This is a genomic window from Rhodomicrobium vannielii ATCC 17100 (assembly GCF_000166055.1).
Lineage (GTDB): Bacteria > Pseudomonadota > Alphaproteobacteria > Rhizobiales > Rhodomicrobiaceae > Rhodomicrobium > Rhodomicrobium vannielii.
Map to the genome: position 1 here is coordinate 1,056,193 of NC_014664.1, position 26,255 is coordinate 1,082,447.

Genomic DNA, 26,255 nt, shown 5'->3' on the forward strand with positions numbered 1-26,255 from the left:
TTGAAAAACGTGACATCCGAATCTTCCCTGCCGCGCTTCGACGGCAAAGTCGCGCTCGTTACGGGCGCATCTCGCGGCATCGGGCGCGCTATCGCCAAGGCGCTCGCCCTTCAGGGTGCGCATGTGGTCGCCACGGCCCGCACGCAAGGCGCGCTTGAGGAACTCGACGACGAGGTGCGGACCGCCGGCGGCGTGCCGCTCTCGCTCATGCCGTTCGACCTCGACAAGCAGCTCGACGAAATCGACACGCTCGGGCCGACGCTCTATCAGCGCTGGCAGAAGCTCGACATCTTCGTCGGCAATGCAGGGCTCCTCGGCCCGCTTTCGCCGCTCGGGCACATCAAGGAGGGCGACTGGGCGCTCACGCTCCAGATCAACCTCACGGCCAACTGGCGGCTGATCCGCACGCTCGATCCTGTGCTGAAGCTGTCGCCCGCGGGCCGCGTGCTGTTCCTCACCTCCGGCGCAGCGCAGCGCGCCCGCGCCTATTGGGGGCCGTATTCGGTCTCGAAGGCCGGCCTCGATGCGCTCGCGAAGACCTACGCGCACGAAAACGCCTCGACCAACATCCGCGTGAACCTGCTCGATCCGGGCAAGGTGCGCACGCACATGCGCGCGAAAGCCTATCCCGGCGAGGAGCCGAACACGCTTCCCGCGCCGGACGCGCTCGTGCCGCTCGCGCTGTCGCTCCTGACGCCCGAAACTACGGCGTCGGGGGAGATCTTCACCTTTACGCCGGAAACGTCGCTCTAGTGGTCCGATTCCGACATTTGCATTCGTTTGCAGCACCCTCGCAAGCAAATGACGGAATCAGAGGACCACTAGCAAATCCTTGATTCTAGTGGAGCTTCTTAATTTGACATTTGAGCGAAAGCTTTCAGCAGCCGGGACTCAAATGTCAAATTCGCTCCACTAGCTTCGCAGTCCTCCTTCATCGTGCGGCGTGGCGTCTTACATAAGCGTGAGGCCGCAACGCGAAGAGGAACCGGTTTCATGGCGTCGAACCGTTCGATGAAGGAGAACAAGCTCGACGTGCGAACGGGCGGGCTTCTCCTGCGGCCGCTTGAGAAAGACGATCTGCTGTTCGTCCACAAGCTCGATAACAATTCGAGCATGATGCATTACTGGTTCGAGGAGCCGTACGAGGCTTACGTCGAGCTTCAGGAGCTTTACGAGAAGCACATCCACGACCAGACGGAACGCCGCTTCGTGGTCGAGGTGGAGGGCCACCGGGTCGGCCTCGTGGAACTCGTCGAAATCAACTACATCCACCGCCGCGCCGAGTTCCAGATCATGATCGCGCCGGAGTTTCAGGGGCGCGGCTACGCGAAAAAGGCGACGAGCCTCGCGATGCAATACGCCTTCTCGACGCTCAATCTCTACAAGCTCTATCTCGTCGTGGACGCCGACAACGAGAAGGCTATCCACATTTACGAGCAGATGGGCTTCATCAAGGAAGGCGATCTGATCAAGGAATTCTTCGTGGAGGGCGAATATCACAACGCCCTGCGGATGTGCATCTTTCAGGACCAGTTCTTCCGCGATCACGCGCGCAGGAAGTAGCGGCGCGCTTGGAACGCCGCCGCCTCGCGGTTTCCTTCGCGCGCGCCGCAAACGCATCGTGGCGCGATCGGACGCGGCACCGGCGCCAACAGCTTGTCAGCATCAAATCGCGTCCGACTTGACGCGGGTGCAACCTGGCTCGCGCTCGCTTAAGTCACAGCCGCGCCGCTACCGCCGATCCGGCGAAAGATCCGCGTAATTCGGGAACTTCTGCAACGTCTCCTCGCCGCGCGTCGGCTCAAGATACGGCAGCACGCGCCTCAGGATCGCGTTGGCGATGGGCGATGTGTGGCGCACATACAGGTCGAGCGGGCGCAGTTCATGCCGCATTTGCAGCTTCGGGCCGTAGCCGAGGCTCGTGCTGACGATCTCCTTGAAGCCGTTCTCAATTGCCCATGAAATCGTGTCGCGCATCACGTAGAAGTAAAGGTGAAGCTGCAATGCGATGGTGTAATCGAGGCCGAGATATTCGCCGTAGAGCTTGTCGCCCTCGATGAGGCAAAGCGAAAACGCGATCACCCTGCCCTCTTGCCGCCAGATGAAGAACCGCGCCTTGTCGGGCATGCGGCGGCCAAGCTCGGCGAAGTACGCTTTCGTGAGCTTCTCGAACTTCATGTCCGACTTTTCGTAAACCTGCTCGTAAAGCGCGAAAATCTGGTCGAGCGCATCGCCAGCATTGTGGCGCACTTCAAGCTCGATCGGCGCAGACTGTTCCGCAGCCTTGAACTTCTTGCGAAATTCGGTACGGCGCTTGCTCTTGATCGCCTTGTTCAGATAGTCGTCAAAGCTCTTGTATGTGGAGATGTCGAGCCGCGTCATCGGCATGCTCGGAATCGCCGTGAAGCCCTTCTCGCGGAATGCGGACAGCGCCTCGCGATACTCGGCCGGGAACTCCTTCAGCACGATCAGCGACGCCTTCTCCGCCCGCGCGAGGCGAACGATATCGGCCGAGAGCACCTCGGCTTCGCGCGCCCGCGTGGCCTGATCCTTCGCGGCGAGATGACCTTCGCCCGCTGCGCACCCCATCATCAGCGTGCGCATGGTCAGAAAGCGTGGCCAGACGCGACGCACGCGGTCGACGAACCCTTTGAGGCGCTGCCCGGAGCCCGCGACCAGATCCTGATCGAGCACAAAGAACGGCTGCACCGCCATGGCGCGGCCAAAGCGGTCGGTCAGGGCAAAATAGCGATAGCGAAATTCCGGGCAGACCGTGTCTTCGACGATCTCGTAATAGCGGCTGTCTTTCCTCAGATGCGCGAAGGCATTCGACCAGGCAGGCATGCCCACCAGCGAGCGCCGCTCGACAACGGAAACGCTACCCTTGGCCGGAACGCCCAGTTCGGCGGAACGCGCCACGGGGCCGCGAACATACTCGACCCGCTCCAATAAACTCGACATCAAGAACGCCCCACGCTTATGGTCGAATCGATGGACAAGCCCAATGCGCCATCGAAGTTCCCTTGGTATAACTGCTGTTTAATGATCGGAGCGGGAATCGCAAAGCCGAACTTGTCGCAAAACTTAATGCTCGCGCGAGAGTGATGGCCGCGTGTAACGCTCTGAAAGGGTGCGGATCAGCCCCGCCGCGACCCAGCAAGCGCCAGCGCAATCGCCCGCACCGCGCATTGCGAGCAACCGCCGACGAGACAGCGTCGCGCATTCCCGCCAATGCGGTGTGACGCTTCAAGCTGCTGTCTTCGAAGGCTTTTCACGCGCGAAGCCGCGACCCGGCGGCTCTATCTAAAGCATGCCGATGACGGCCTTTAGGGCCTGTATGCCGATTGCGAATGCGAGGACCAGATAGAGAACGCCGAGGAAGCCGAGCGCCGCGCCGAGGCTCGCCGCCTTGCCGTCCTTCTCGATAATACCGACCGACATGAAAGCTATGCCGAAAGCGGGCAGGATGTTGCCGAACGGCATCGGCAGCATGAGGAAGGCGGCGACGATGGCGATGTAGAGGCCGAGGAGCCGCTCGCCGCCGTCGCTGACCACCACCTGCCAGCGCGGGCGGGCGCGCTTCTCGATCCAGATGAGAAACCGCTCGGCGCGGTCGGCGACGGCTTCGAAGATCGCGGACGGGATGACCTGCCGGCGCATCACCTGCGGAAGCCAGACCTTCTTGCGGCCGGAGGCGAGTTGAAGCCCCAGCAGCACGACGGGCGCGCCGAGTATGAAGGAAATTCCCGGTATCACGGCATTCGGCAGCGCGAAGAGGATCATCAGCACGCCGAAGCCGCCGTCTTCCAGCGCATCAAGCACCTCGCCGACGGTTACGGGCCGACCGCGCGTTCTCTCCGCGAGGTCGCGAACGGCTTGCGACGTCGCCGGACGTTCTTCGACGATGGTTGCAGGAAGGAGCGGCTGGGGGGCTTTGGTGTCTTCGAGCGTCACGCAGCCTCGCGCCCGACAATGTCCTTCTCGTCCTGAACCGGCAGAATGCACGTGACCGTGGTGCCCTCGCCGACGCGACTCTTGATGTCGAGCTTGCCGCCATGCATCTCGACCAGAGACCGCGAAATCGCCAGCCCGAGACCGGTTCCTTTGTGTCCTTTGGTCAACTGATTGCTCACCTGTTCAAACGGCCTGCCGAGGCGACCGAGGTCGTGCTTCGGGATACCAACACCTGTGTCCGCAATTGCGATCCGTATGCTGCCGCGATAGCGGTAGGCGCGCAGCGAAACCTTTCCGTCTTGCGGCGTGAATTTCACTGCGTTCGACAACAGATTGATCAGCACCTGTTTCAGCGCGCGCCGGTCTCCGTACAGCGAAATGCTCGTGTTGCCCGACTGGCTCAATTCCACGTTGCCTTCCATTGCAACAGGACTGACCACCGAGAGACACTCCTGAAACACATCGCTCATGGTGAACCATTCGGGCGAAAGCGTCCAGCGGCCGGCCTCAATCTTGGACATGTCGAGGATGTCATTGATCATTTCGAGGAGGTAGCGCCCGCTGTTGTGGATGTCCTTCACGTAGGATTCGTATTTCGGGTTGCCGATGGGGCCAAGCACACCGTCGCGCATCATTTCCGAAAAGCCGATGATGGCGTTCAGCGGCGTGCGAAGCTCGTGGCTGACATTGGCAAGGAATTCCGACTTCGCCTGATTGGCGGCTTCGGCGCGGATCTTCTCTTCGTTGTAGGACTCCGCGAGTTCGCGAAGCTGCCGCGCCTGAATTTCCAGTTGCCTGCGGCTTTGCTCGAAGCCGTCCACCCTCGCTCGCATCTGCTGCTCCCGTTCGAGAACCCGGTGCTGCGTCTGCTTCTGCATGGTTATGTCCGTGCCGAAGCTCACCAAGGTTCCCTCCCCCGTCCAGTATTCGCCGATCTGGAGCCAGGTACCATCGCCGAGTTGCCGTTCCTGAAGCTGGAACCGACCCACCACGCCGCGCCCTTCCGGCGGCCGCTGCGCGATGGCCTCCTGCGTCTGCGCCTGTATCGCCTCGTAGGATGTGCCGGGCAGCGCCGCCGCAGCCGACACGCGATAAAGCTGGCGAAACTTGCGGTTGCACAGCACGAGACGGTTTTCACGATCCCAGATCGCAATGGAAATAGGTAGCGATTCCACGATTTCGGGCAACGACGGAAAGCCCTCGAGCCCCTGCGGGCTCTGGCTTGGGTCTATGGGAACGAGAAGGCCCTCGAAGGCGGGAGCGCCTTGAGGCGTCGAAGATATTTCCCCTCTTAGCTGGAAGGTGCGCCAGCCCTTTTCCGCATCCTTGATACGCACAGGCCAATTGACGCGCTTCTGGCCGCTTTTCAGCGCCTGCGATATCGAGGCGTAGAGGAAGTCGTCGGGATGGAGCCAGTGGCGCAAATCGCGGAAGCTTGCCGGCCGACTTTCGCCGGTTGGAAAAACGCCGCCCGCATCGCCCGACCAGACGAGATCGCCGGTAACGAGATCCCAGCGCAGCCCAAGCGCGCCCGCCGCCTCCACGCCCTGCGCGTGCCTCGCGATCGCAAGCCGCGCGGCCTCGGCACGATCGAGGCAGCGGCGGCACATCCAGAGGCAGGACACCAGAGACAGGGCGGCCGCACTAAGGCAGAACGCGACCGCCTCCGGCTCTACCGGCGTCGAGCCGAAGCAAAGCACGGCGAGTAGCCCGAGGGCGGCAAGGCCGGTGCCACCGAGAACCGTCAGCAATTGCCTGGCCTGGACGAGAGCGCCCGGCACTTGAGACGGTCCCGGCGTTGTGTCCGATTTCAGCGAAAGGTCTACCGTGCGCGGCGCCTCGACAGCGCGCGCATTGGAAAAGGTCTGGCTCAGCTCATGAAGCGCCATGTCTTCCCGCCGGTAGATCAGCCCCGGAATTAGTCTTAGTCACCGTAATCTTAACATGAGCAGGATTAGTTAAGAAAGAGTCACCGTGTGTATACAGGTCTCGCCACAACCGGAAGTATTCCACATACCAATGCGGCGACTCGAACCGCTTCAGGCTGCCACTTCGCCTTCGCGCTCGCCAACGATTTTTGACACGATCTCGAAGACGTCAGGAGAGAGCTCCTTCTGGTCGAGGATGCGGCCAAGCGCCCTCTCCGCGAGCGCGCGGCGTTTCGGCTCGAAGATGCGCCAACTCTCGAACGCGCCGACAAGCCGCGACGCCATCTGCGGGTTGAAGCCGTCGATCTCGATCACGGCGTTGGCGATGAGGTCGTAGCCAGCCCCGCTCGCATCGTTGAAACGCACCTGATTTCCGTGCGCAAATGCGCCGTAAACCGAGCGCACGCGGTTCGGGTTCTGGATTGAAAACAGCGGGTTGGCCACGAGGTCGGCCACGCGCGCGAGGGTATCCGGCGAGGGCGACGACGCCTGCAACGCGAACCACTTGTTGATGACGAGCGGCTCGTCCTTCCACTTCCTGTGGAAGCGCTGGAGCGCCTGATCGTAGGCTTCGCCGCCCACCTGCGAGAGGATCGAAAGGGCACCGAAGGACTCGGTCATGTTGGTTGCGGTCTTCGCCTGTTCCTTCACGCGCGCGATGCCGAAACGGCTTTTTCCCGCCGCGAGCAGGCTCAGCGCGGATTGTCGCAGCGCGCGTCTGCCCGCGCTTTCCGCGTCCGGGTTGTAGGGTTCGGCCGGGGCGCTCCGCTCGTAAACGCTTTCGAGAATCGCGCGCAGGCTCTTTCCCATCGCCGCGCGCAGCAGGGTACGCGCCTGATGAATGGCCTCCGGGTCGACGTTCTCGCCGATCGCCAGCGCCACATCCGATTCGGAAGGAAGCGCGAGGAACGCCGCGCGGTAGGCATGTTCGAGCGTGTCGTCGTCGGCGACTTCGCCGACAGCCGCCACGAAACGGGGCTCGACACGCGCGTTCTCGCCTTTCGCGATGGCGCTCGCGAGGGCCACGATATGCTTCAGCGCGAAGGCCTGCGCATTCTGCCAGCGGTTGAACAGATCGGTATCGGCGCGAATGAGCGTGAGCATGTCCTTGTCGCGCGCGCCTGCATTGAGGTTGACCGGCGCGGAGAAGTCGCGCAGCAGCGACAGTACGGGCCGCGAGCCGACCTTCTCGAAGGTGAAGACCTCCTTCTTCTTCGAGAGCACCACGAGGCCGCCATCGACGGGCTTGCCCTCGACTTCGAGCGGGATCTCGCCACCATTCGGGCCGAGCAGGCCGAGCTTCACCGGAATAGGCACGGCCTTGCGTTTTGGCTGCCCCGGCAGGTCGGGGAAGGTCTGGCTGAGCGTAAGCCGCGCCTCCTTCGCGCCCTCCGAATACGAAAGGCGCGCGTCGAGCGTCGGCGTGCCCGCCTGATTGTACCAGAGAAGATAGGCCGAAAGGTCCGCGCCATTCGCATCGCCGAGCGCCGACACGAAGTCTTCCACCGTCACCGCCTGCCCGTCATGGCGATCGAAATAGAGGTCGAGGCCCTTGCGAAAGCCATCGCGCCCGAGCACGGTTTGCAGCATGCGGCACAGCTCGGCGCCCTTGTTGTAGACGGTGCGCGTATAGAAGTTGTTGATCTCGATGAAGGACGACGGGCGCACGGGGTGAGCGAGCGGCCCCGCGTCCTCGGTGAACTGCATGCTTCGGAGCCAGCGCACATCCTCGATGCGCTTCACAACGGCGGAGCGCTGGTCGGCGGTGAATTCCTGATCGCGGAAAACCGTCAGCCCTTCCTTGAGGCAAAGCTGGAACCAGTCGCGGCACGTGACGCGGTTGCCCGTCCAGTTGTGGAAATATTCGTGCGCGATCACGCCTTCGATGCGCTCGTAATCGGAGTCGGTCGCGGTATCGGGCCGCGCCAGGATCAGCGCGTCGTTGAACACGTTGAGCCCCTTGTTCTCCATCGCGCCCATGTTGAAGTCCGACACGGCCACGATCATGAACATGTCGAGGTCGTATTCGAGGCCGAAGCGGTCCTCATCCCACCGCATGGCGCGCTTCAGGCTTCTCATGGCCCAGTCGCAGCGATCTTCCTTGCCGGGTTCGACATAGATGCGCAGCGTGACGGCACGGCCGGACCGCGTCATGATGCTGTCCTCCACCATGGCGAGTTTGCCCGCCACGAGCGCAAAGAGGTAGGAGGGCTTCGGGAACGGGTCTTCCCACACCGCGAAGTGGCGCTTGCCCGGAAGGTCGCCCGTCTGCACGAGATTGCCGTTCGACAGCAGCACGGGCGTGTCCGGCTTCACACCTTCGATGCGGACGCGGAACTTCGACAGCACATCCGGCCGGTCGAGATAATAAGTGATGCGGCGGAAGCCTTCGGCCTCGCACTGCGTACAGTAGACGCCGCGCGAGAGATAAAGGCCGGACAGCGCCTTGTTCGCGGCCGGGTCGCAGATCGTCTCGATTTCGAGCGTGAAGGGTTTGGCGGGCACATCGCGGATGGTCAGATCCTTGTCCGTCGCCACAAGGCGCTGCTCATCGACGGGCACGCCATCGATGCACACGCGCAGAAGCCGCAGCAGCTCGCCGTCGAGCTTGATCTCGGTCGCGCGCCGCTTCAGCGCCGGATTAGGCACCACGGACAGCCGCGATTTCACGCGCGTCTCGGCCGGATCGAGCACCACATCGAGATAGGTTTCGGAGATGAGGAACGCGGGGGGAGCGTAATCCTTGAGATAGATTTGCTTCGGCGTGTCGGTTTTCATTGCGTCTCCCCTTCAACTTATGGCGGCAGAGATAGCCCTTTGCCGCGAGCACAGCAAACGGACGCGAAAGTTTTCCTCATGACAACATGGTGTTCGAACGCAAACTTCGCACCAAACGTGCGCGGCGCAACGCGAAAGGCTTGACCCAACAGCCCGACGCAGAAGACGGTGCGGTTTGAATTCAACCGGACTCCACCCATGCCGAAACCTCCTGTCCGCATCCTCGGGCTCGATCCGGGCCTCTGCCATCTCGGCTGGGGCGTCGTGGATTGGGATGGCCAGCGCCTGACCTTCGTCGCCTGCGGCACCATCGATACGGGCGCGGGCGAGGCCATGGGCCAGCGGCTTACCGCCCTGTTCGAAGGGCTGAACGAGGTGGTGCGCGCCCATGCGCCCGACGAGGCCGCCATCGAGGAAACCTTCGTCAACACGAACGCGCGCGCCGCGCTGAAGCTCGGTCAGGCGCGAGGCGTGGCGCTTCTGGTCCCGGCAAGGCTCGGCCTCAGCGTCGCCGAATACGCGCCCAATTCGATCAAGAAGACCGTGACCGGGGCGGGACATGCCGACAAGGTGCAGATCCGCACGATGCTGCGCTATCTCCTGCCCAAGGCGCAGCCCGCCACGCCCGACGCCGCCGACGCGCTCGCCGTCGCCATCTGTCACGCTCATCACCGGCGCGCGCTCGCTATTCGGGCTGCGGCGCTTTCAACTCCGGCTTGAGGTCGCCGGACTTCAGCGCGGCGATGATTTCCTCCGCGAGCGGTTCCAGGTCCGGCAGCAGAACGACGCTTTCCTGCTCGCTCGCGTCCGTCCGCGCGATCACAGCCGAAGTCGGCTTGTCGCTCAGGTTTACGGGCAGGTGCGGCACGCCCGCAGGGATATAAAGCAGGTCGCCCGCACGCGTCAGAGTCCGATGCTGAAGTCGGTCGCCGTGAAGCGTCCACGCCTCGCCATCGAGAACGTAGATGGCCGTCTCGTGCTTCTCGTGCAGATGCACTTTCGCTCGGCCGCCCGGCGGGACCGTCAGCAGATGCATGCAGATAGCCTCGGAGCCGACGGTCTCGGCGGCAATGCCGCGCCGGTAAGTCAGCCCCTGCTTTCCATCGTAAGTCGTCTCCGCCCTTACGAGCCTGCATTCTGGTTCGTTGCTCATGAGCCTCCCTATGTCTGGTTATTTTCCTGATCATGTAAGCGTCGTTCGCCCGCGTGCCGTCACTGTGCACGGAGAAATCGAGAAGAATTGAAGCCGTGACGAGGTCGATGCTCCACGGCGCGCAAAAACCGTCTCGCGCCCACGATGCCGACTCGGGTTATGCTGAGGCATGATTGGAAAGCTCAAAGGCATCGTCGACGCGGTGGGCGCGGACCACGCCATCATCGATGTTGGCGGCGTCGGTTATGAAGTCGCATGCTCGCCGCGCACGCTCGGCGCGCTGAAGCCCGGCGAACCGGTCGCGCTCTCCATCGAAACCTATGTCCGCGAAGACGCGATCAAGCTTTACGGCTTCCTCTCCGAAGCCGAGCGTGGCTGGTTCCGCCTCCTGCAAAGCGTGCAAGGCGTCGGCGCGAAGGTGGCGCTGTCCATTCTCGCGACGCTCGATTCGGCGCAGCTCGCGCAGGCCATCGCCATGCAGGACCGCGTGAGCGTGACGCGTGCGCCGGGTGTCGGCCCGAAAGTGGCGCTCCGCATCGTGAACGAACTCAAGGACAAGGCTCCGCCTCTCGCTTTCAGCGTCGCAGCCATCGCCGCGCCCGCCTCCGGCTCGGCATCGGCCGCGATACCCGCCTCCGCAGCGCCCTCTCCCGCGGCGGAGGCGGTTTCCGCCCTCGTGAACCTCGGCTATGCGCCGCTTCAGGCGAATGCCGCGATCTCGACCGCGCTCGGCAAGGCAGGCGAGGACGCGCGAACCGAGGATCTCATTCGTCTTGGCCTCAAGGATCTGGCGCGCTGAAGCTTGATGCGCTTCGTCCATCCTGGAAGGCACCCGGTCGCCTGTTCTTGCAGGCCTTTCTCACCTGAAACCGGCATCCCGCAGCCCTCCCAAATCGAGTCGTCCGCCCCGAACCTTGCGCTTTGCGCGAGGTTGGCGAACGAAATCGCGCTCGTGTTGCTTGAGACTGCCTAAAACTTATCGTAAATGCTCCTGAGACCGGGAGGGGCTATGACGGGCACATTCACGATTCTGCGCGCGGCAGCGTTCGCGCTTGTTTGCGTGGCGGCGGGGGCATTCGCGGTAACGCCTGCGCGCGCTCAGGCTCCTGCCGAAGGGCCGCTTGAGCTCCATTTTTCTCATATCGGGTCGGAAGGCACGCTGTACTACATTTCAGCGGAAGAATACGCGCGACGCGTGGAAGCGATGTCGCGCGGCAGAATTCGCATCGTGCTACACCCGAAAAGCGGGCTTGGCGGCGACGCCGAAGTGCTGAAGAAGATGCTGAAGAACGAGGTCGACATTTCGATCATCGGCACGCCGATGTCGAATGTTGCGGGCGAATTCGGCGTGTTCGAAATGCCGTTCCTCGTGCGCAACCGCACTCATGTGCGGCAGTTCCGCGACCGGATCATGAAGCAGTATCTGCATCAGGCAGCCAATGCGAAAGGCTACCAGTTGCTCGCGATGTGGGAACTCGGCTTTCGCCATGTGCTCAACAACAAGCGCCCCGTGGAGGGGCCCGGAACGCTGAAGGGCCTCAAGCTGCGGGTACCCAAGGGCGAATGGCGTATCAAGATGTTCAAGGCCTACGGCGTCGAGCCGTTCCCGGTCGAGTTCAAGGATGTCTACGCGGGCATTCAGCGCGGCGAACTGGACGGCATCGAATCGACACTCGACCTGATCTACGGCGCGAACATCCATCAGGTGCAGCAATATCTGACGCTCAGCTATCACCTTTATACGCCGGGCTTCCTCATCATGCCGAAGGACCGTTTCCAGGCGCTCCCCACCTCGGTGCGTGCGATCCTGACCAAGGTCGGTTTGGAGATGCAGGAGTGGGTTTTGGATAAGGGCGAGCGCATGGATGCGGAAATCGTCCAGAAAATGGGATTGAAGACCAATGAGGCCGACCGCCTTGCCTTCACGATCCAGAGCCTGACAATCTACAAGGAGTACGCGCAGGTTCCCGCGCAGAAGGCGCTCATCAAGCTCATCTTCGAATCGGACGTGAACCCGCTCGCGATCGACGCGCTGAGGGGCCGGGGATCGTTCGCTGCGGGGGCGGGCTCGAAAGGCGACGACGTCAGGGCCGACGATGCGGGCACCGATGCCAAGAACTCCTGGGCGCCTCGCTGACAATCCTCGGCGCCCGCTGATTGCACAGTCTGTCGACTCGACCATATACCTGTAAGCTGTGGCAACCGGTCAGATGGCATATCTTCGAGTTGCGGCCGAGAACTCCGCATGAACCCGCTCAATTCGATTCCATTGCGCGGATGGTGCATCGTGGAAGCAAGGTGACGCTTGCGTCGCGCGGGGCGAAGCGGCTGCGGCGGCGTCGCCCGGCAAAAGACACGGCAGACGGCGACGATTCGAGGCGCTGATATTTCGCTTCGGAGCCCCTGCCATTGCGAGGAGGCTTGATATGTCCCGTCGGGAACAAGATCTGATCGACTATATCGACGACAAGTCGCAGAACGAGGACGAAACCGCGTTCCTCCCCGTGCGCCCGGATGGCTATCCGGACAGTTGGACCGTCTTTTTCCTCGGCATCCTGTTCGGCGTCGCTGCTGGCGCTCTGATCTCGGTCTCGCCCTGGCTGGGCGGAACGCTCGTATTCGGCGGTTACGGCGCGGCGGCGTTGACGATGACCGGAACGCGGAATCGCGTCTCGCGGGCGCTCCGCTTCGGCTTTGCCGTTTTCGCCGCGATTGGCGCCGCGATCGTCACGGGCATGATCGCGTGGCCGATTATGACACGCTCCGTGGTCGACGCGGCAGCAGAGACGAACCTCGTGTTCCTCTCTGTCGCGTTCCTGCCCTGGCTCCTCGCAACGTTCCGTTACATCCACATCCGCATTCCAGACTGAGACAGGCTTCTTGCCGTTGCGGGGTTCGCGTTGGCAGGTGCGTCGAGGCAGATTGTCCGGGCTGCCCCCTGCCGACTTGTCCCGGTGATCGCCAGATCTAGGCCTTGAGACAAGTTGTTACAATCTGAGCGATGAAAGGCCACAATCCTTCGCCAGATTGATCGTGCCGAGGGGGTTCCGTCATTCGGAGACCACCTGAATGAAAAAAATCATGTATCTGACGCTCGCCCTGCTAGCCGGGGCCTTTACGTGGAGCGTCGGCCAGACGTCTGCGATGGCGAATGCCGCCGCGATGGGCGTTGGCGCAGTTCAGATCGAAGCCGCGCAGAAGAGCGATGTCATCAAGGTTCACGGACCTTGGGGCGGCGGCGGCTGGGGTTATGGCGGCGGCGGTTGGGGTCGCGGTCCCGGCTGGGGTCGCGGTCCCGGCTGGGGTCGTGGTCCCGGTTGGGGTTACGGCGGCGGCTGGCGCCGAGGCCCTGGATGGGGCGGTCCGCGCTATTATGGGGGCTGGGGTCCCTATTACGGTTGGCGTCCGCCGTATTATGGACCTGCCTGCCGCTGGCGCTGCGGTCCCTATCGCTGCTGGCGCGTCTGCTGGTAAGCGCCGCTACAGCCTCTCGCCGAAATATCAGACACAAAGGGCCGCTTCGTGCGGCCCTTCTTGTAGCCGAATACCACGCGGCTGGAATAAGTCTCCGATCTGACCGGGCGCAATATTATCCCTTTTACTTCAATATCTTTTTGGCATATACTTACATTTCGGTTTCGGATTGCTAGAAGGGCATAGAATTTATTTAGATAGTGATAATGAAATTCCGTATTCGACCTTGCACGGATAGCCGTCAGAAGCGAGTTTAGCGCAGGCCTGTACTTTGCAGGTATCGTTGTTTGCGCGAACACTGGAGAGGCTTCGAATGGCCACCAATCTTTTATCGACCATCATGCAGTCGTTTACTCCCGATGTCGTCGGGAAACTGGCTTCGACGCTTGGACTTGAACAGCAGGCGGCTCAAAAAGGTATCTCGGCGGGCGTTCCCGGCATTCTGAGCGGCCTCGCGAACATGGCGCAGGGCTCGGACGGTCCGAAGCGGATCGGATACGCCCTCTCCCAATCGGAAAATATCGTCGGCCGCGACGCCATCAGCAGCGGCGACATCATCGGCAGCCTTCTCGGCTCGAACCGCGACATCCTGCAGACCGGCTGGAGTCTCATATCGTCGCTCATCGGCGGCGGAACGCTCGACACGCTTTCGTCCCGCCTCGCCCAGTATGCCGGTCTCGGCCAAGGCTCCGCGAAAAAGCTGATCGGCTTCCTTGCGCCCGTCGTGCTCGCCTACCTGAAACGCCATCAGACGACCGCGGGTCTCGACAATCAGGGCGTCGCCAGCATGCTTGTCAGCCAGAAAGGCGAGTTCGAGCGTGCCATCCCCAGCGCTTCGGCCGGGCGCCCGGTGCAGGACACGCCGCACGAAGCGCGCAGCTCGTCTCCGGCCCATCATCAGCGCACGGCCGCCGCCGGTGGCACGAACTGGGCCTATTGGCTGCTTCCGGCGCTCATCATCGCGGGTGCGGCGCTTTACTTCTGGCCGAACGAAAACAAGGTGCAGGAAGCCCAGCAGATCAACCGGAACACGCGAATGGTCACCCCCGCGCCTGAATCGGCGACCGGCTCGGCCCCGTCAGCGACCCCTTTCCCGTCGCGAACCGATACGCAACAATCGGCCACGAACAATAGCGCGGCGCCCATGCCCCCCCAGCAATCCGTGGTCGCGGGGACGTCGGCCGTCGCTCTCCAAAACGATATTCTAGACAACATTACCCGCCTTCAGGCGGCGCTCAATCGTATCAAGGATACCGGGTCCGCTCAGGCGGCAATCGGCGAAATCCGCGATATATCGGATCGCTTCGCAAGCCTGAAGTCCAAGGCGCAGGAACTCACGCCAGAAGCAAGGCAAGCTCTGGCCCAGGCGGTGCAGCAAAGCGTCCCCAACCTCAACTCTACGCTCGACCGTATCGGCAACGAGATCAACCTCGGTGGCGAGGCAAAGCCGGTTATGGATACACTCAAAAACCAGATCGCCAATCTTTCGAAGGCGTGAAATGACGGTCTAACTGCCGCGCGATTTGGTTCCTGCGTTCAGGTGAGAAGCCTGAACGCAGGCCGTTCGGCGAATCACGGGCGATACTCGACCTCTTCCGGGCTGACGTCGCGGCTGGCTAGTGCCGTCATGATCAGCGCGATGCCGTACATCAGAAGATAAACGCCAACGAGGACGCCCAACACCCACGCGGAATCCAGCGGGAAGCCGCTGATGATGATGCCGGCGAGGATGAGATCCACCAGCCCGCTGAACAGCATCCAACCCCACGAATTGAGCACGCGGCGGTGGGAGAACGCGGCGAGGATCTGCGTTATCCCTTGCGCGAAGAAGAAAGCCGCGAGGATGAGCGTCAAGGACAGGACGCCGACAAGCGGCTGGCGCAGAAGATAGACACCGACCGCGATGGCGAGCGCCGCGCCGAGGAAAGACCAGATCGAGCCGGGAACTTCGCGGCCGGTGAAGAACGTGGCCAGGCCGATGATCCCGCCAAAGATGAAGAACCAGCCCGCCAGCTTGACTGCGACGACGGTCGTCAGATACGGCGCGCCGATAGCGAGGGCGCCGAGCACGGCCAGAAGGACGCCCTGAATGAGAAAGAGAATCCAGTGATCGTGAATGACCTCCCGCTCACGCTGGGGGGTGACGTTCAAGTCGGAACTTGCGCTACTCATTGTTACACCTTGCGATTGCGCTTCTTGACGCGGCGTCGCGCGGTGCCTTTCGGAAACGCTCCGCGCCGCCCGCGTCATGCTGCCGCATTCGGGTTAGAGCAGCCGTAAGGGTGGGATCTGAAACTTAATAAAATGAGGGCCTTTGGAACAGGCTTACATCACGCGACCGCCAGAGCCGAGTTCGAGAACCGCGTCGACGACTGCATCCATCTTTTCGCGCGCGACATCGGCGAACGTGTCGGCGACGGCGAAAGGCTCGTGCTTGCGGGCGTCTTTCTCGGCCTCGAAGTGTAGGAGCGCCGCAACCACCATTATGGCGTCCCTCAGGCAGGCTGGACAGGCCGAAACTTGCGTCTCGTTCAGGTGCTCGTCGATGGTGCCGAGGAGCTTCTGCACGAGTGCATATTGATGGCTTTCCTTGAAGCCGCAGTCATGCCGATCGGCGAGATCCGACATTCGTTCCAACATTGATTGCAACCTTGAGGATGGAGCACACGGAATTGTGAAATGTCTCCCCTGAAAAGGCGCGTTTTTTTGGGACGCAAAATTGTATAATTCGCGACTATTTGTCCTACCCATTGTATGGAACAATGCGAGAGGCAACGCCACAAGGCTAAGCCCGGTCGTGAGCGCCAGCAGATGACGCAATATCATGCGCAACGTGTGCGGCGAAACTGCCTGCGACAAAGTGGAAGAAGAGTGACCGCTTTGGCAAGCAGCCTACCCTGGAAATAGAGGAATTCGAAACCGGCAGCGCGCCGCTTAGCACCAACATCCTGTTTCAATTGATATTTTAACTTTGGCATGACCGTTGCTTCAAAGGTGGGGAAATCGGCCGAGGGATGCCGGTCAAACGAACCATCGCGCGAAGGAAACGCCGGTCATGGACGAAACTTTCTACGATGTCTTGCGGCGGCAAGGGGTGTCACGCCGCAGTTTCATGAAGTTCTGTAGCCTCACGGCGGCAGCGCTCGGCCTTGGCCCGCAGCTTGCGCCCACGCTCGCGCATGCGCTCGAAACAAAGCCGCGCATCCCCGTGCTCTGGCTCCATGGCCTCGAATGCACCTGCTGCTCGGAGGCGTTCATCCGCTCGGCGCATCCGCTCGCGTCCGACGTCATCCTCTCGATGCTCTCGCTCGACTACGACGACACCATCATGGCGTCGGCTGGCCACGCGGCGGAGGCCATCGTGGAAGAGATCGTCACCAAGCATAAGGGCAATTACATCCTCGCCGTGGAAGGCAATCCGCCGCTCAACGAAGACGGCATGTATTGCATCATCGGCGGCAAGCCCTTCGTCGAGCAGCTGAAATACGCTGCAGCGAACGCAAAGGCCGTCATCTCCTGGGGGTCGTGCGCCTCTTGGGGCTGCGTGCAGGCCGCGAAGCCGAACCCGACGCAGGCTGTTCCCGTCCACAAGGTCATCCACGACAAGCCGATCATCCGCGTTCCGGGCTGCCCGCCGATCCCGGAAGTCATGACCGCCGTCATCACCTACATCCTCACTTTCGAGCGCATCCCCGAACTCGACCGGCAGGGCCGCCCGAAGATGTTCTACTCCCAGCGCATCCACGACAAATGCTATCGCCGCCCGCATTTCGATGCAGGCCAGTTCGTCGAGGCGTGGGACGACGAGAACGCGCGCAAGGGCTACTGCCTCTACAAGATGGGCTGCAAGGGTCCGACGACCTACAATTCCTGCTCGACGACGCGCTGGAACGGTGGCGTGTCCTTCCCGATCCAGGCGGGTCACGGCTGCATCGGCTGCTCGGAAGACGGCTTCTGGGACAACGGCTCGTTCTATAACCGCCTCACAAACATCAAGCAGTTCGGCGTTGAAGAGAATGCGGACGTCATCGGAGCGACCGCCGCCGGCGTCGTCGGCGCCGCGATCGCGGCTCACGCCGCCGTCAGCGCCATCAAGAACGCGCGCTCGAAGGGAGATAACGAATAATGGCGACGATCAGCACACCCAACGGCTTCACGCTCGATAACAGCGGCAAGCGCGTCGTCGTCGATCCCGTAACACGCATCGAAGGCCATATGCGCTGCGAGGTGAACGTCGACGACGACAACGTCATCCGCAACGCGGTGTCGACCGGCACCATGTGGCGCGGCCTCGAAGTGATCCTCAAGGGCCGCGACCCGCGCGACGCCTGGGCCTTCACGCAGCGCATTTGCGGCGTTTGTACCGGCACGCACGCGCTCACCTCGGTGCGCGCCGTGGAAGACGCGCTGAAGATCCAGATCCCGGAAAACGCGAATATTATCCGCAACATCATGCAGCTCACGCTGCAAACGCACGATCACCTCGTGCATTTCTATCACCTGCATGCGCTCGACTGGGTCAACCCGGTTTCCGCGCTGAAGGCCGATCCGGTGGCGACGAGCGAGCTTCAGAAGAAGGTTTCGCCGCATCATCCGAAATCGTCTCCCGGCTACTTCCGCGACGTACAGAACCGGCTGAAAAAGTTCGTGGAGTCGGGCCAGCTCGGACCGTTCAAGAACGGCTATTGGTCAAACCCCGCCTATCTCCTTCCGCCGGAAGCGAACCTCATGGCGGTGACGCATTATCTGGAAGCGCTCGACTTTCAGACGCACATCATGCGCATCCGCACCATCTTCGGTGGCAAGGACCCGCATCCGAACTGGCTCGTCGGCGGCGTGCCGTCGGTCATCAATATCGAAGGGCCGGGCGCGTCGACCTCCATCAACATGGAGCGCCTCAACATGGTGCGCTCCATCATCAACCAGTCGATCGAGTTCGTCGAAAACGTCTATATCCCCGACCTTCTTGCGGTGGCGCAGTTCTACAAGGGCTGGCTCTACGGCGGCGGATTATCGTCGAAGAACGTGCTGTCCTACGGCGATATCCCGGACCGTGCGAACGACTACTCGGCCGAAAGCCTGCTTCAGCCGCGCGGCGCGATCATCAACGGCAATTTGAAGGAAGTCTTCCCCGTCGATCTTCGCGACCCGAACGAGATTCAGGAGTTCGTGCCGCATTCCTGGTACGCCTACGCGGACGAGAAGAAGGGCCTTCACCCGTGGGACGGCGTCACGGAGCCGAACTTCAAGCTCGGGCCGAACCTCGTCGGCACGCGCACCAACATCAAGGAGATCGACGAAAGCGCGAAATACTCCTGGATCAAGGCGCCGCGCTGGAAGGGCCACGCCATGGAGGTCGGCCCGCTCGCGCGCTACGTCATCGGCTACGCCAAGGGCGACAAGGAAATCACCGAGCAGCTGACGCTCGTGCTGAAGACGCTCGACGTGCCGGTGTCCGCGCTGTTCTCGACGCTCGGGCGCACGGCCGCGCGCGGCCTCGAATGCCAGTGGGCGGCGCACAAGATGAGCTACTTCCTCGACAAGCTCATCGCCAATGTGAAGGCGGGCGACACCGCCACCGCCAACACCGCATCGTGGGATCCGTCGACATGGCCCGCGGAGGTCAAGGGCGTCGGCTTCACCGAAGCGCCGCGCGGCGCGCTCGGCCACTGGATCAAGATCAAGAACGGCAAGATCGAGAATTACCAGTGCGTCGTGCCGACCACCTGGAACGGCTCGCCACGCGATAACGAGGGCAATATCGGCGCATTTGAAGCCGCGCTCCTCAACACGAAGGTGGAACGGGCGGAAGAGCCGGTCGAGATCCTGCGCACGCTGCACAGCTTCGACCCGTGCCTTGCCTGCTCGACCCACGTCATGAGCGAAGATGGCCGCGAGCTGGCCGAAGTCACCGTCCGCTAAGGGAGAGGTCCGCATGAAAAAGTCTTCCATCGTTCTCGCGGCGGCGGCGGTCGTTGTGCCGGGCGTCAGCCCTTTCGTGATGTAAGGAGCACGCCATGGTCATCGCCACCGACTTCGATCCGCCGCCCTCGGCCCAGCCTGCGCCGAAGCCCAACGGGAACGGCAACGGGTTCCAGCCCGCGATTTACGTCTACGAATTCCCGGTTCGTATCTGGCATTTCGTGAACGCCTTCGCCATCGCGGCGCTGCTCATCTCGGGCTATTTCATCGGTAGCCCTCCGCCCACGCTTTCGGGAGAAGCGAGCGACCACTTCCTGATGGGATATATCCGCTTCACGCATTTCGCGGCCGGGTACATCCTCATCATCGGCATGGCCGCGCGCACTTACTGGGCCTTCGTCGGCAACAAGCATGCCCTGGAAATCTTCGCCCCGCCGATCTTGACGGCGAAATTCTGGGACAATACGTGGCACGAGTTCAAGCGCTATGCCTTCCTCGAAAAGGAAGGGCGCAAATATGTCTGCCATAACCCCATCGCTGTACTCACCATGCACTTCATGTTCCTGTGGGGGATCACCTTCATGATCTTCACGGGGCTTGCGCTTTATGGCGAAGGCACCGGCATGGGAACGTGGCAGCACACGCTGTTCACGAGCTGGATCATTCCGATCTTCGGCAACAGCCAGAACCTGCACACTTTCCATCATCTGGCGGCGTGGTCGATCCTGATTTTCGTGATGATCCACGTCTATGGCGCGGTGCGCGACGAGCTGCTCGGCCATCAGAGCATCTTCAGCACCATCGTCTCGGGCTACCGGACCTTCAAATCGCCGGGCAAGCCAGAGGATATGGATCGCGCCTGAACGAGTTGGACCTGAGTGAAACTGGCGCGGGCATGTCCCGCGCTTTTTTTGTTCGCGCGCGCAAAAAAAGCGTTTCGCTTCATACTTTTGTCGCGCAAAGCACACAACCGGTGTAGGCTTTGTGTGGAAGCCGCGTTTCCACTTCGCTGCGGATTTGAAAAGGCGGACGTCACCTTCCGCGAGTCGCGATATGCGCGACGGGAAACATCCGGCGGGAGCATCCGGGCGCCGCTGTGGCGTCGTTAGCCGTAACGCCCTGTTCTGGCGATACATTCAGGCGAGGCGCGCGGCGCGATGCATCCTCCCGGCGCGGCGTCGCCCTCGGCAAAGAGTATAAATCGCCGCAACGGCGCGGCAATTTGGCCTGAAGCTTGCTGACGCACCCCTCATCCGCTAAGAACGAGGATAATTCCAGGGAGCGATATACCTAGTGAGTTTTACATCTGATTCACACTCGCCGATGGCATCCCGATCAAATGTAACGTTCGAAACTGCACAAGAATCAACAAGGTGCAAGTGCTCGTCAGGCGCATGCATTTGCTTGAGAGCGCTTAGCGAGGTGGAGCAAAATGCGGCAGAGCACTAGGGTGCTGGTTCTTGGCATCGGCAACCTGTTGTGGGCCGATGAAGGTTTCGGTGTTCGCGCGGTCGAAGCGCTGAACCGCGATTACGCATTCCCGGATAACGTCCGGCTCCTCGATGGCGGCACGCAAGGGCTTTACCTCCTCGATCACATCACCTCCACCGACATTCTCGTCGTGTTCGACGCGGTGGATTACGGGCTGCCGCCCGCCACACTGAAGCTCGCGGAAAACAAGGACGTGCCGCAATTCCTCGGCGCGAAGAAGATGAGCCTGCACCAGACGGGCTTTCAGGAAGTGCTGGCCACCGCCGACCTTCTCGGCAAGCTGCCGGAGCATCTGTTTCTGATCGGCGTACAGCCTGTGGAACTGGAAGACTATGGCGGCAGCCTCCGCGACGAGGTGAAAGCGCAGATCCCCGCCGCCATCGACCACGCGCTCGCCTATCTCGCGCGCTTCGGCATCGACGCGCAGCGCCGCGAAACACCGTTGCCCGAAGCCGAAACGATTGCCTGCGAACGCATGGTGCTATCGCGCTACGAAGACGAGCGTCCCGACGAAGATGACGCCTGCCGCGTCGGCGATGATCGCGTGCTCGCCATGGCTGCGACGAGGGTTGCTGCCGAACGGGAGGGCCAGCGCTGATGTGCGTCGGCATTCCCATGCAGGTCGTCGAGCCGAAAGGCCGCTTCGCGCTGTGCCGCGCCGAGGGCAACGGGGGCGGCGAGCTTCGCGAGATCGACATGATCCTTGTCGGCGAGCAGCCCGAAGGTGCGTGGGTGCTGACCTTCCTCGACGCCGCGCGTGAGATCGTCAGCGAGGAACACGCCCGCCAGACCGCCGACGCGCTGAAGGCGCTGGCGCTCGTTATGCAGGGCGAAACCTCCATCGACCACCTGTTCGCCGACCTCATCGGCCGCGAACCGCAGCTTCCCGAGCACCTTCGCAAACCCGAGCCGGAGGGCGCCGCCTGATGTCTTCGCCCATGATCGAAGCGCTTCCCGCGCGCCACGGCTTCACCACCGTCACCGAGGCGACGCTCGACGCGTTCCTCGCCGCGCATGCCGACAGCGTGCTGTTCTTTCCGGGCGACACCGACCGTCTCGTGGAAAGCGCCGATGTCGCCGTGATCCTGCCGGAACTGTTGAAGAGCTTCCCCCATGTCGCGCCCGCGCTCGTTGAGAAGGCGTCCGAGCGGCCGCTGCAACTGCGCTTCCGCTTCAACGCCTTCCCTGCCCTCGTCTTCCTGCGCGGCGACGGCTATCTCGGCGCGATCACTCGCGTGCTGAACTGGCCGGAATATATGCGCGAAATCGGCGCGATCCTCGCGAGCGAGCCATCCGCGCCGCCGCCTTACAAGTTCCCGGAACATTGCGTGCCTGCCGCGAACGGCAGCGCGCCCCTCGCGGAGGACCATTCCGAATGAGCATCACGCGCCCGCTCGCCGGCCCCGGCAGCCAACCCGACGACGAAGACGGCGATCTCGCCTTCATGGAGTTGCCGAAGGGCATGGCAACCTTTTCGATGCCGCAGATCCCCGAGCCGGAGGTGGCAGCGGCGCACGCTGCGGCGCTGGAGAAGCTCGACGCGGCGCTCGAAGCGCTTCGCGCCGCGCCCGCACCCGGCACGTCGATCACCATCGACCTTCTAGACCTCGACGCCGACAACCGCGCCTTCGTCGATCAGATGCTCGGCGAAGGCGAGGTAAGCATCGTCGCGGGCTCGCATGTGCAAGCGCAGGAATCGGTGCTGGCGGGCGTCTGGCGCATCCATGTTGTCGGCAGTGACGGCGCCCTGATCGCCGACGCCATCGAGGTTGGCGAGTTTCCGCTGTCGGTGCTCGCCGCCGCGCAGGATGCCGGTGCGCCGACCTTGCGCGCGCTCGATGCGGTCGCCGAAGACGACCTCATGAACGCGCCCTCCATCGCCGCCGAACTCGCCGACAAGCTCGCGGCCTTTGCTCCCGGCACGCCGCCCCACGCCATCAACCTTACGCTGCTGCCGGTCAGCGACGGCGACCTCGCGTATCTCGACGCCCGTCTCGGGCAGGGCGCGGTCACCATCCTGTCGCGCGGCTACGGCAATTGCCGCATTTCCTCCACCGGCGTCCGAAATGCGTGGTGGGTGCGCTACTTCAATTCGCGCGAAATCCTGATCCTCAACACCATCGAGGTTTGTCGCGTGCCGGATGTGGCGTGCGCCGCGCGCGAAGATCTTGAAGACAGCGCGGAGCGGCTCGCGGAAATTCTGGGGGTCTACCGGTGAAGGACCATTTCTTCGCGGGCTCGTTCGGCGGCGACGTGACGAAGCTTGGCGATGACGCCCGGCTCGAATGCGGCATCTGCTGGCATGTCTATGATCCCGCCGAAGGCTGCGATGAATGGCAGGTCCCGCCCGGCACGCCCTTCGCGGCGCTGCCCCCGCAGTGGTCGTGCCCCGTTTGCGACGCGCCGAAAGAAAAGTTCCTGCTGCTGGAGGCGCGCGATGAGTGAGGCGCAGGCGGACGAAGCGGCGGCGGTGGCGCGCCGTCTCGAAGCCGTCTTCGAGCGCATCCACGCCACGCGCATGGCCGACGTGCCGTTGTTGAACCCGCGCCTTGCCGTCGCCGCCGTCGGCCCGCGCGACGTGGGCGGTCTATGGCTCGCGGTGCTTGTCACGCCGTGGTTCATCAACGCGATGCTGCTGCCGAAAACCGCAGAGGACGTCGAAAGCTGGGGCGAAGCGCCGAGCGGCGCGAAGATCTCGCACGCGTTGCCCGCCGGTATGTTCGAGTTCATCGCGGGCGGCGAGGCGGGGCTTGGCCCCTATCGCATGTGCTCGCTGTTTTCGCCGGTGACGCAGTTCGAAGACCAGAACGCGGCGCTGATCGCGGCCGAGGCGGCACTCGCGGCGCTGCTCGACAGCGGACATCACCCCGATGCGGAAGCGGCGCGCCGCAAGCCGCAGCTTTCGCGTCGCGGCCTCATTTTCGGGCGCGCCCCCGAGAGCGGAGACTCTTCAAGCGGAGACCCGGCGTGACAGCGGAAGGGCGCATCGAAATCGACCTCTATCCCCGCGCGCCACACAGCCATTGCGTGCGCATCGAATCGAGCCGCCCGCTCTCGATCACGCGCCAGTTCACCGGCCACAGCCCGAGCGAAATCGCGCAAACGGTTTCGCTTCTGTTCGCGACCTGCAAGGCGGCGCAGTCCGTCGCCGCGGCCGTGGCCCTTGAGGAAGCGCACCGCATCGTCGTGCCGGAGAGCACGCGCCGCGCGCGAGAGATGCGCGTCATCGCTGAAAGCGCGCGCGAGCATACGCTTCGCATCCTCATGGACTGGTCGCAGTTTCTCTATAAGCCGGGGTTGCCACCCGCCACCGAGCTTCGCGCCGCCATGCAAGCGGAACGCGACCTCGCGCGCCATCTCGACGAAGGTAGCGCGGCGCTCCGCTTCGCCGGCACTTTCATCTATGAGAAAGACGGCGTCGAAAAGGACATCGCGGCCAACGAAGCGCTGCTCGAATGCGCAATCTTCGGCGAGCCTCTGCGCATCTGGCGGGCGCGCGAAACAAAGGCCGACCTCATCAACTGGGCCGAGCAACGGCACACCGTCGCGCAGCTGCTGTTCGACCAGATCGCAACCGATGGCTTTCTCGACGCGGGCGCAGCTCCCGTTTCGCCGCTTCCCGCTTTCGACCGCGACCGCCTCGCCCAGCGGCTCTTCGACGACAGCCAGGCTCATTTCGTCGCCGCGCCGGATTGGGAGGGCGCACCGCGCGAGACATCGCCGCTTGCGCGCTCGCTCGATCATCCGCTGATCCGCGCGCTCGAAACGGACGACGGTTTCGGCCTCGGTGCGCGGCTCGCCGCCTGCCTCGTCGAACTCGCGAGCGTCCCGCGGCGTCTGCGCGATGCGGCGGCGACGCTTGACGCCCCCAACCACGCGGCGCCGGAGCGTGACGAAACCGCGCCCGGCATCGGCCTTTCGCAAATCGAAGCCGCGCGCGGGCGCCTCGTGCACGCCGTCGAAATGAGCGGCGGCAAGGTTTCCCGCTATCGCATCCTTGCGCCGACCGAATGGAACTTCCACCCCGAAGGCGCGGCCGCGCGCGGTCTCGCCCGCATCGCGCAAGGCGATTCTCACGATGTCGCGAGAATCGCTCGCCTTTTTGTGACCGCCGTCGACCCTTGCGTCGGCTATGAAGTGAGGGTGCATTGATGCACGAGATGGCGTTGGCGCAAGGTGTCGTGCGTATCCTCGAAGAGCAGGCGACCCAGCAACATTATTCCCGCGTGCGCGTTGTGCGGCTCGAAGTCGGGCCGTTTGCAACCGTCGAGCCGCAGGCGCTGCGGTTCTGCTTCGACGCTGCAACGCGCGGCACCATCGCGGAAAATGCCACGCTCGACATTGTGGAGACGGCGGCTGCGGCGTGGTGTTTCGCATGCGGCGAGAGCGTCATCATAAAGGAGCGTAGCGGAACCTGCCCAAGTTGCGGCAGCTTCCAGTTGCAGGTAACGGGCGGCGACGAATTAAGAATAAGAGAGCTGGAGGTTGACTGATGTGTGGGACGTGCGGATGCGGAGACGGCGAAACGAAGATCGAGGCTGCGTCCGTCAATGCGGCGGGCGCGCATCAACACGGCGATGCGCACAGCCACGACCACACACACGATCACGACGGCCATCACCACCACGACCACACCCATAACCACGCCCACGAACACACCCATGAAGACGGCGTGACGCATTCTCACCCGCACGAGCATCATCACACCCACGACCACGAGCACGGCGAAGGTCACGAACACCCGCACGAGCACGGCGAGGGCGACCATCACGATCATGGACACGGGCACGCCCACAGCCATGGCGGCGACGATCATCATCACGACCACGAGCATTCGCACGAGCACGGCCATACCCACGAGCATGACCACAAGGCGCGCGTGGTGAAGATCGAGCAGGACGTGCTGTCGAAGAACGACGCGTTTGCCCGCGAAAACCGCGCCCGCTTCACCCGCGACGGTATCCTCGCGCTAAACCTCGTCTCGTCGCCCGGCTCCGGCAAGACGACGCTTCTCGTCGCCAGCATCGAGCGGCTCAAGGCGGACGTGCCCGTTGCGGTCATCGAGGGCGACCAGCAGACGACGAACGACGCCGAGCGCATCCGCGCGACGGGCGCGCCCGCGATCCAGATCAACACCGGCAAGGGTTGTCATCTCGACGCGCACATGACGGGCCATGCCGCCGACCACCTCGCGCTCGAAAAGGGCGCGGTGCTGTTCATAGAGAATGTCGGCAATCTCGTCTGCCCAGCGATGTTCGACCTCGGCGAAGAAGCGCGCGTGGTGCTCTGCTCCGTTACCGAGGGCGAAGACAAGCCGCTGAAATACCCCGACATGTTTCGCACCTCGCATCTGATGCTCATCACCAAGGTGGACCTGCTGCCGCATCTCGATTTCGACGCCGACCTGCTTGCCGCCAACGCGCGCGCCATCAACCCGCGCATCAAGATCCTGCGCGTGTCGGCCAAGACGGGCGAAGGCATGGACGCGTGGGCGGCTTACATCAAGGCGCAGCGCGCGCTCGCGCTGACGGGCCTCGAAGCGCCGGGAGTGTAGC

Annotated in this window: 27 protein-coding genes; 20 read left to right on the forward strand and 7 right to left on the reverse strand. The window is 62.8% G+C overall.

All coding sequences use genetic code 11. The features are described 5' to 3' along the window. Window positions 1-9: 9 nt before the first annotated feature. Window positions 10-753, forward strand: coding sequence for an SDR family NAD(P)-dependent oxidoreductase (locus RVAN_RS04775; RefSeq protein ID WP_013418629.1), 744 nt, complete (start codon window positions 10-12; stop codon window positions 751-753). Window positions 754-993: 240 nt separating this feature from the next. Then, window positions 994-1,563, forward strand: coding sequence for a spermidine N1-acetyltransferase (speG, locus tag RVAN_RS04780; RefSeq protein ID WP_013418630.1), 570 nt, complete (start codon window positions 994-996; stop codon window positions 1,561-1,563). 168 nt (window positions 1,564-1,731) lie between these two features. On the opposite strand, the gene RVAN_RS04785 is transcribed toward speG, so the two are convergent. The 4 genes from RVAN_RS04785 to pepN form a co-directional block, all read right to left on the reverse strand. After that, a complete protein-coding gene (locus RVAN_RS04785) occupies window positions 1,732-2,961 on the reverse strand; it encodes a GNAT family N-acetyltransferase (RefSeq protein ID WP_013418631.1) in 1,230 nt (409 codons plus the stop codon). A gap of 342 nt (window positions 2,962-3,303) precedes the next feature. Next, complete coding sequence (locus RVAN_RS04790) at window positions 3,304-3,954, reverse strand: exopolysaccharide biosynthesis protein (RefSeq protein ID WP_013418632.1); 651 nt, start codon at window positions 3,952-3,954, stop codon at window positions 3,304-3,306. Then, the gene (locus RVAN_RS04795) at window positions 3,951-5,843 is read right to left on the reverse strand and encodes a PAS domain-containing sensor histidine kinase (RefSeq protein ID WP_013418633.1); all 1,893 of its coding nucleotides are present in this window, start codon (window positions 5,841-5,843) and stop codon (window positions 3,951-3,953) included. Before RVAN_RS04795 ends, RVAN_RS04790 begins: the two co-directional genes overlap by 4 nt. Before the next feature lie 150 nt (window positions 5,844-5,993). Further along, on the reverse strand, window positions 5,994-8,660 hold the full coding sequence (gene pepN / locus RVAN_RS04800) for an aminopeptidase N (RefSeq protein ID WP_013418634.1): 2,667 nt from the start codon (window positions 8,658-8,660) through the stop codon (window positions 5,994-5,996). 198 nt (window positions 8,661-8,858) lie between these two features. Between pepN and ruvC the strand changes: the two genes are divergently transcribed. Further along, on the forward strand, window positions 8,859-9,380 hold the full coding sequence (gene ruvC, locus RVAN_RS04805; RefSeq protein ID WP_013418635.1) for a crossover junction endodeoxyribonuclease RuvC: 522 nt from the start codon (window positions 8,859-8,861) through the stop codon (window positions 9,378-9,380). On the opposite strand, the gene RVAN_RS04810 is transcribed toward ruvC, so the two are convergent. Continuing rightward, a complete protein-coding gene (locus tag RVAN_RS04810) occupies window positions 9,346-9,813 on the reverse strand; it encodes a cupin domain-containing protein (protein WP_013418636.1) in 468 nt (155 codons plus the stop codon). The genes ruvC and RVAN_RS04810 overlap by 35 nt on opposite strands. A gap of 169 nt (window positions 9,814-9,982) precedes the next feature. Here RVAN_RS04810 and ruvA point away from each other — a divergent pair, with 169 nt between their 5' ends. The 5 genes from ruvA (at window position 9,983) to RVAN_RS04835 (ending at window position 14,785) form a co-directional block, all read left to right on the forward strand. Then, a complete protein-coding gene (gene ruvA / locus RVAN_RS04815) occupies window positions 9,983-10,612 on the forward strand; it encodes a Holliday junction branch migration protein RuvA (protein ID WP_013418637.1) in 630 nt (209 codons plus the stop codon). Window positions 10,613-10,822: 210 nt separating this feature from the next. Next, the gene (locus RVAN_RS04820; protein ID WP_013418638.1) at window positions 10,823-11,950 is read left to right on the forward strand and encodes a TRAP transporter substrate-binding protein; all 1,128 of its coding nucleotides are present in this window, start codon (window positions 10,823-10,825) and stop codon (window positions 11,948-11,950) included. Window positions 11,951-12,239: 289 nt separating this feature from the next. Beyond that, on the forward strand, window positions 12,240-12,683 hold the full coding sequence (locus tag RVAN_RS04825) for a hypothetical protein (RefSeq protein WP_013418639.1): 444 nt from the start codon (window positions 12,240-12,242) through the stop codon (window positions 12,681-12,683). 199 nt (window positions 12,684-12,882) lie between these two features. Continuing rightward, the gene (locus RVAN_RS19500) at window positions 12,883-13,287 is read left to right on the forward strand and encodes a hypothetical protein (RefSeq protein WP_013418640.1); all 405 of its coding nucleotides are present in this window, start codon (window positions 12,883-12,885) and stop codon (window positions 13,285-13,287) included. A gap of 313 nt (window positions 13,288-13,600) precedes the next feature. After that, window positions 13,601-14,785 (forward strand): DUF937 domain-containing protein, encoded by a 1,185-nt coding sequence (locus RVAN_RS04835; RefSeq protein WP_013418641.1) that lies wholly within the window; start codon window positions 13,601-13,603, stop codon window positions 14,783-14,785. A 74-nt stretch (window positions 14,786-14,859) separates the two neighbouring features. On the opposite strand, the gene RVAN_RS04840 is transcribed toward RVAN_RS04835, so the two are convergent. Continuing rightward, window positions 14,860-15,459: an HdeD family acid-resistance protein gene (locus RVAN_RS04840; RefSeq protein WP_013418642.1), complete on the reverse strand. Its 600-nt coding sequence runs from the start codon at window positions 15,457-15,459 to the stop codon at window positions 14,860-14,862. A gap of 153 nt (window positions 15,460-15,612) precedes the next feature. Next, complete coding sequence (locus RVAN_RS04845) at window positions 15,613-15,915, reverse strand: hypothetical protein (protein WP_041787281.1); 303 nt, start codon at window positions 15,913-15,915, stop codon at window positions 15,613-15,615. Between the two features lie 427 nt (window positions 15,916-16,342). Here RVAN_RS04845 and RVAN_RS04850 point away from each other — a divergent pair, with 427 nt between their 5' ends. From RVAN_RS04850 to hypB, 12 genes are all read left to right on the forward strand, one after another. Beyond that, window positions 16,343-17,413, forward strand: coding sequence for a hydrogenase small subunit (locus RVAN_RS04850; protein WP_013418644.1), 1,071 nt, complete (start codon window positions 16,343-16,345; stop codon window positions 17,411-17,413). Then, complete coding sequence (locus RVAN_RS04855; protein ID WP_013418645.1) at window positions 17,413-19,209, forward strand: nickel-dependent hydrogenase large subunit; 1,797 nt, start codon at window positions 17,413-17,415, stop codon at window positions 19,207-19,209. Before RVAN_RS04850 ends, RVAN_RS04855 begins: the two co-directional genes overlap by 1 nt. A gap of 95 nt (window positions 19,210-19,304) precedes the next feature. After that, window positions 19,305-20,072 (forward strand): Ni/Fe-hydrogenase, b-type cytochrome subunit, encoded by a 768-nt coding sequence (gene cybH, locus RVAN_RS04860; protein ID WP_013418647.1) that lies wholly within the window; start codon window positions 19,305-19,307, stop codon window positions 20,070-20,072. Between the two features lie 569 nt (window positions 20,073-20,641). Continuing rightward, window positions 20,642-21,298: a HyaD/HybD family hydrogenase maturation endopeptidase gene (locus RVAN_RS04865; RefSeq protein ID WP_013418648.1), complete on the forward strand. Its 657-nt coding sequence runs from the start codon at window positions 20,642-20,644 to the stop codon at window positions 21,296-21,298. Continuing rightward, window positions 21,298-21,627 (forward strand): HypC/HybG/HupF family hydrogenase formation chaperone, encoded by a 330-nt coding sequence (locus RVAN_RS04870; protein ID WP_013418649.1) that lies wholly within the window; start codon window positions 21,298-21,300, stop codon window positions 21,625-21,627. Before RVAN_RS04865 ends, RVAN_RS04870 begins: the two co-directional genes overlap by 1 nt. Then, entirely contained in the window at window positions 21,627-22,079 is a 453-nt protein-coding gene (locus RVAN_RS04875) for a hydrogenase-1 expression HyaE (RefSeq protein ID WP_013418650.1), read from the forward strand. The genes RVAN_RS04870 and RVAN_RS04875 overlap by 1 nt, the downstream gene beginning before the upstream one ends. Then, on the forward strand, window positions 22,076-22,918 hold the full coding sequence (locus tag RVAN_RS04880; RefSeq protein WP_013418651.1) for a hydrogenase expression/formation protein: 843 nt from the start codon (window positions 22,076-22,078) through the stop codon (window positions 22,916-22,918). The genes RVAN_RS04875 and RVAN_RS04880 overlap by 4 nt, the downstream gene beginning before the upstream one ends. Then, window positions 22,915-23,145: a rubredoxin gene (locus RVAN_RS04885; protein ID WP_041787282.1), complete on the forward strand. Its 231-nt coding sequence runs from the start codon at window positions 22,915-22,917 to the stop codon at window positions 23,143-23,145. The genes RVAN_RS04880 and RVAN_RS04885 overlap by 4 nt, the downstream gene beginning before the upstream one ends. Further along, a complete protein-coding gene (gene hybE / locus RVAN_RS04890; RefSeq protein WP_041787283.1) occupies window positions 23,138-23,671 on the forward strand; it encodes a [NiFe]-hydrogenase assembly chaperone HybE in 534 nt (177 codons plus the stop codon). The genes RVAN_RS04885 and hybE overlap by 8 nt, the downstream gene beginning before the upstream one ends. Continuing rightward, the gene (locus RVAN_RS18695; RefSeq protein ID WP_013418652.1) at window positions 23,668-24,852 is read left to right on the forward strand and encodes a nickel-dependent hydrogenase large subunit; all 1,185 of its coding nucleotides are present in this window, start codon (window positions 23,668-23,670) and stop codon (window positions 24,850-24,852) included. The genes hybE and RVAN_RS18695 overlap by 4 nt, the downstream gene beginning before the upstream one ends. Next, a complete protein-coding gene (gene hypA, locus RVAN_RS04900) occupies window positions 24,852-25,193 on the forward strand; it encodes a hydrogenase maturation nickel metallochaperone HypA (protein WP_013418653.1) in 342 nt (113 codons plus the stop codon). The genes RVAN_RS18695 and hypA overlap by 1 nt, the downstream gene beginning before the upstream one ends. Next, on the forward strand, window positions 25,193-26,254 hold the full coding sequence (gene hypB / locus RVAN_RS04905; protein WP_013418654.1) for a hydrogenase nickel incorporation protein HypB: 1,062 nt from the start codon (window positions 25,193-25,195) through the stop codon (window positions 26,252-26,254). The genes hypA and hypB overlap by 1 nt, the downstream gene beginning before the upstream one ends. Window position 26,255: the final 1 nt, after the last annotated feature.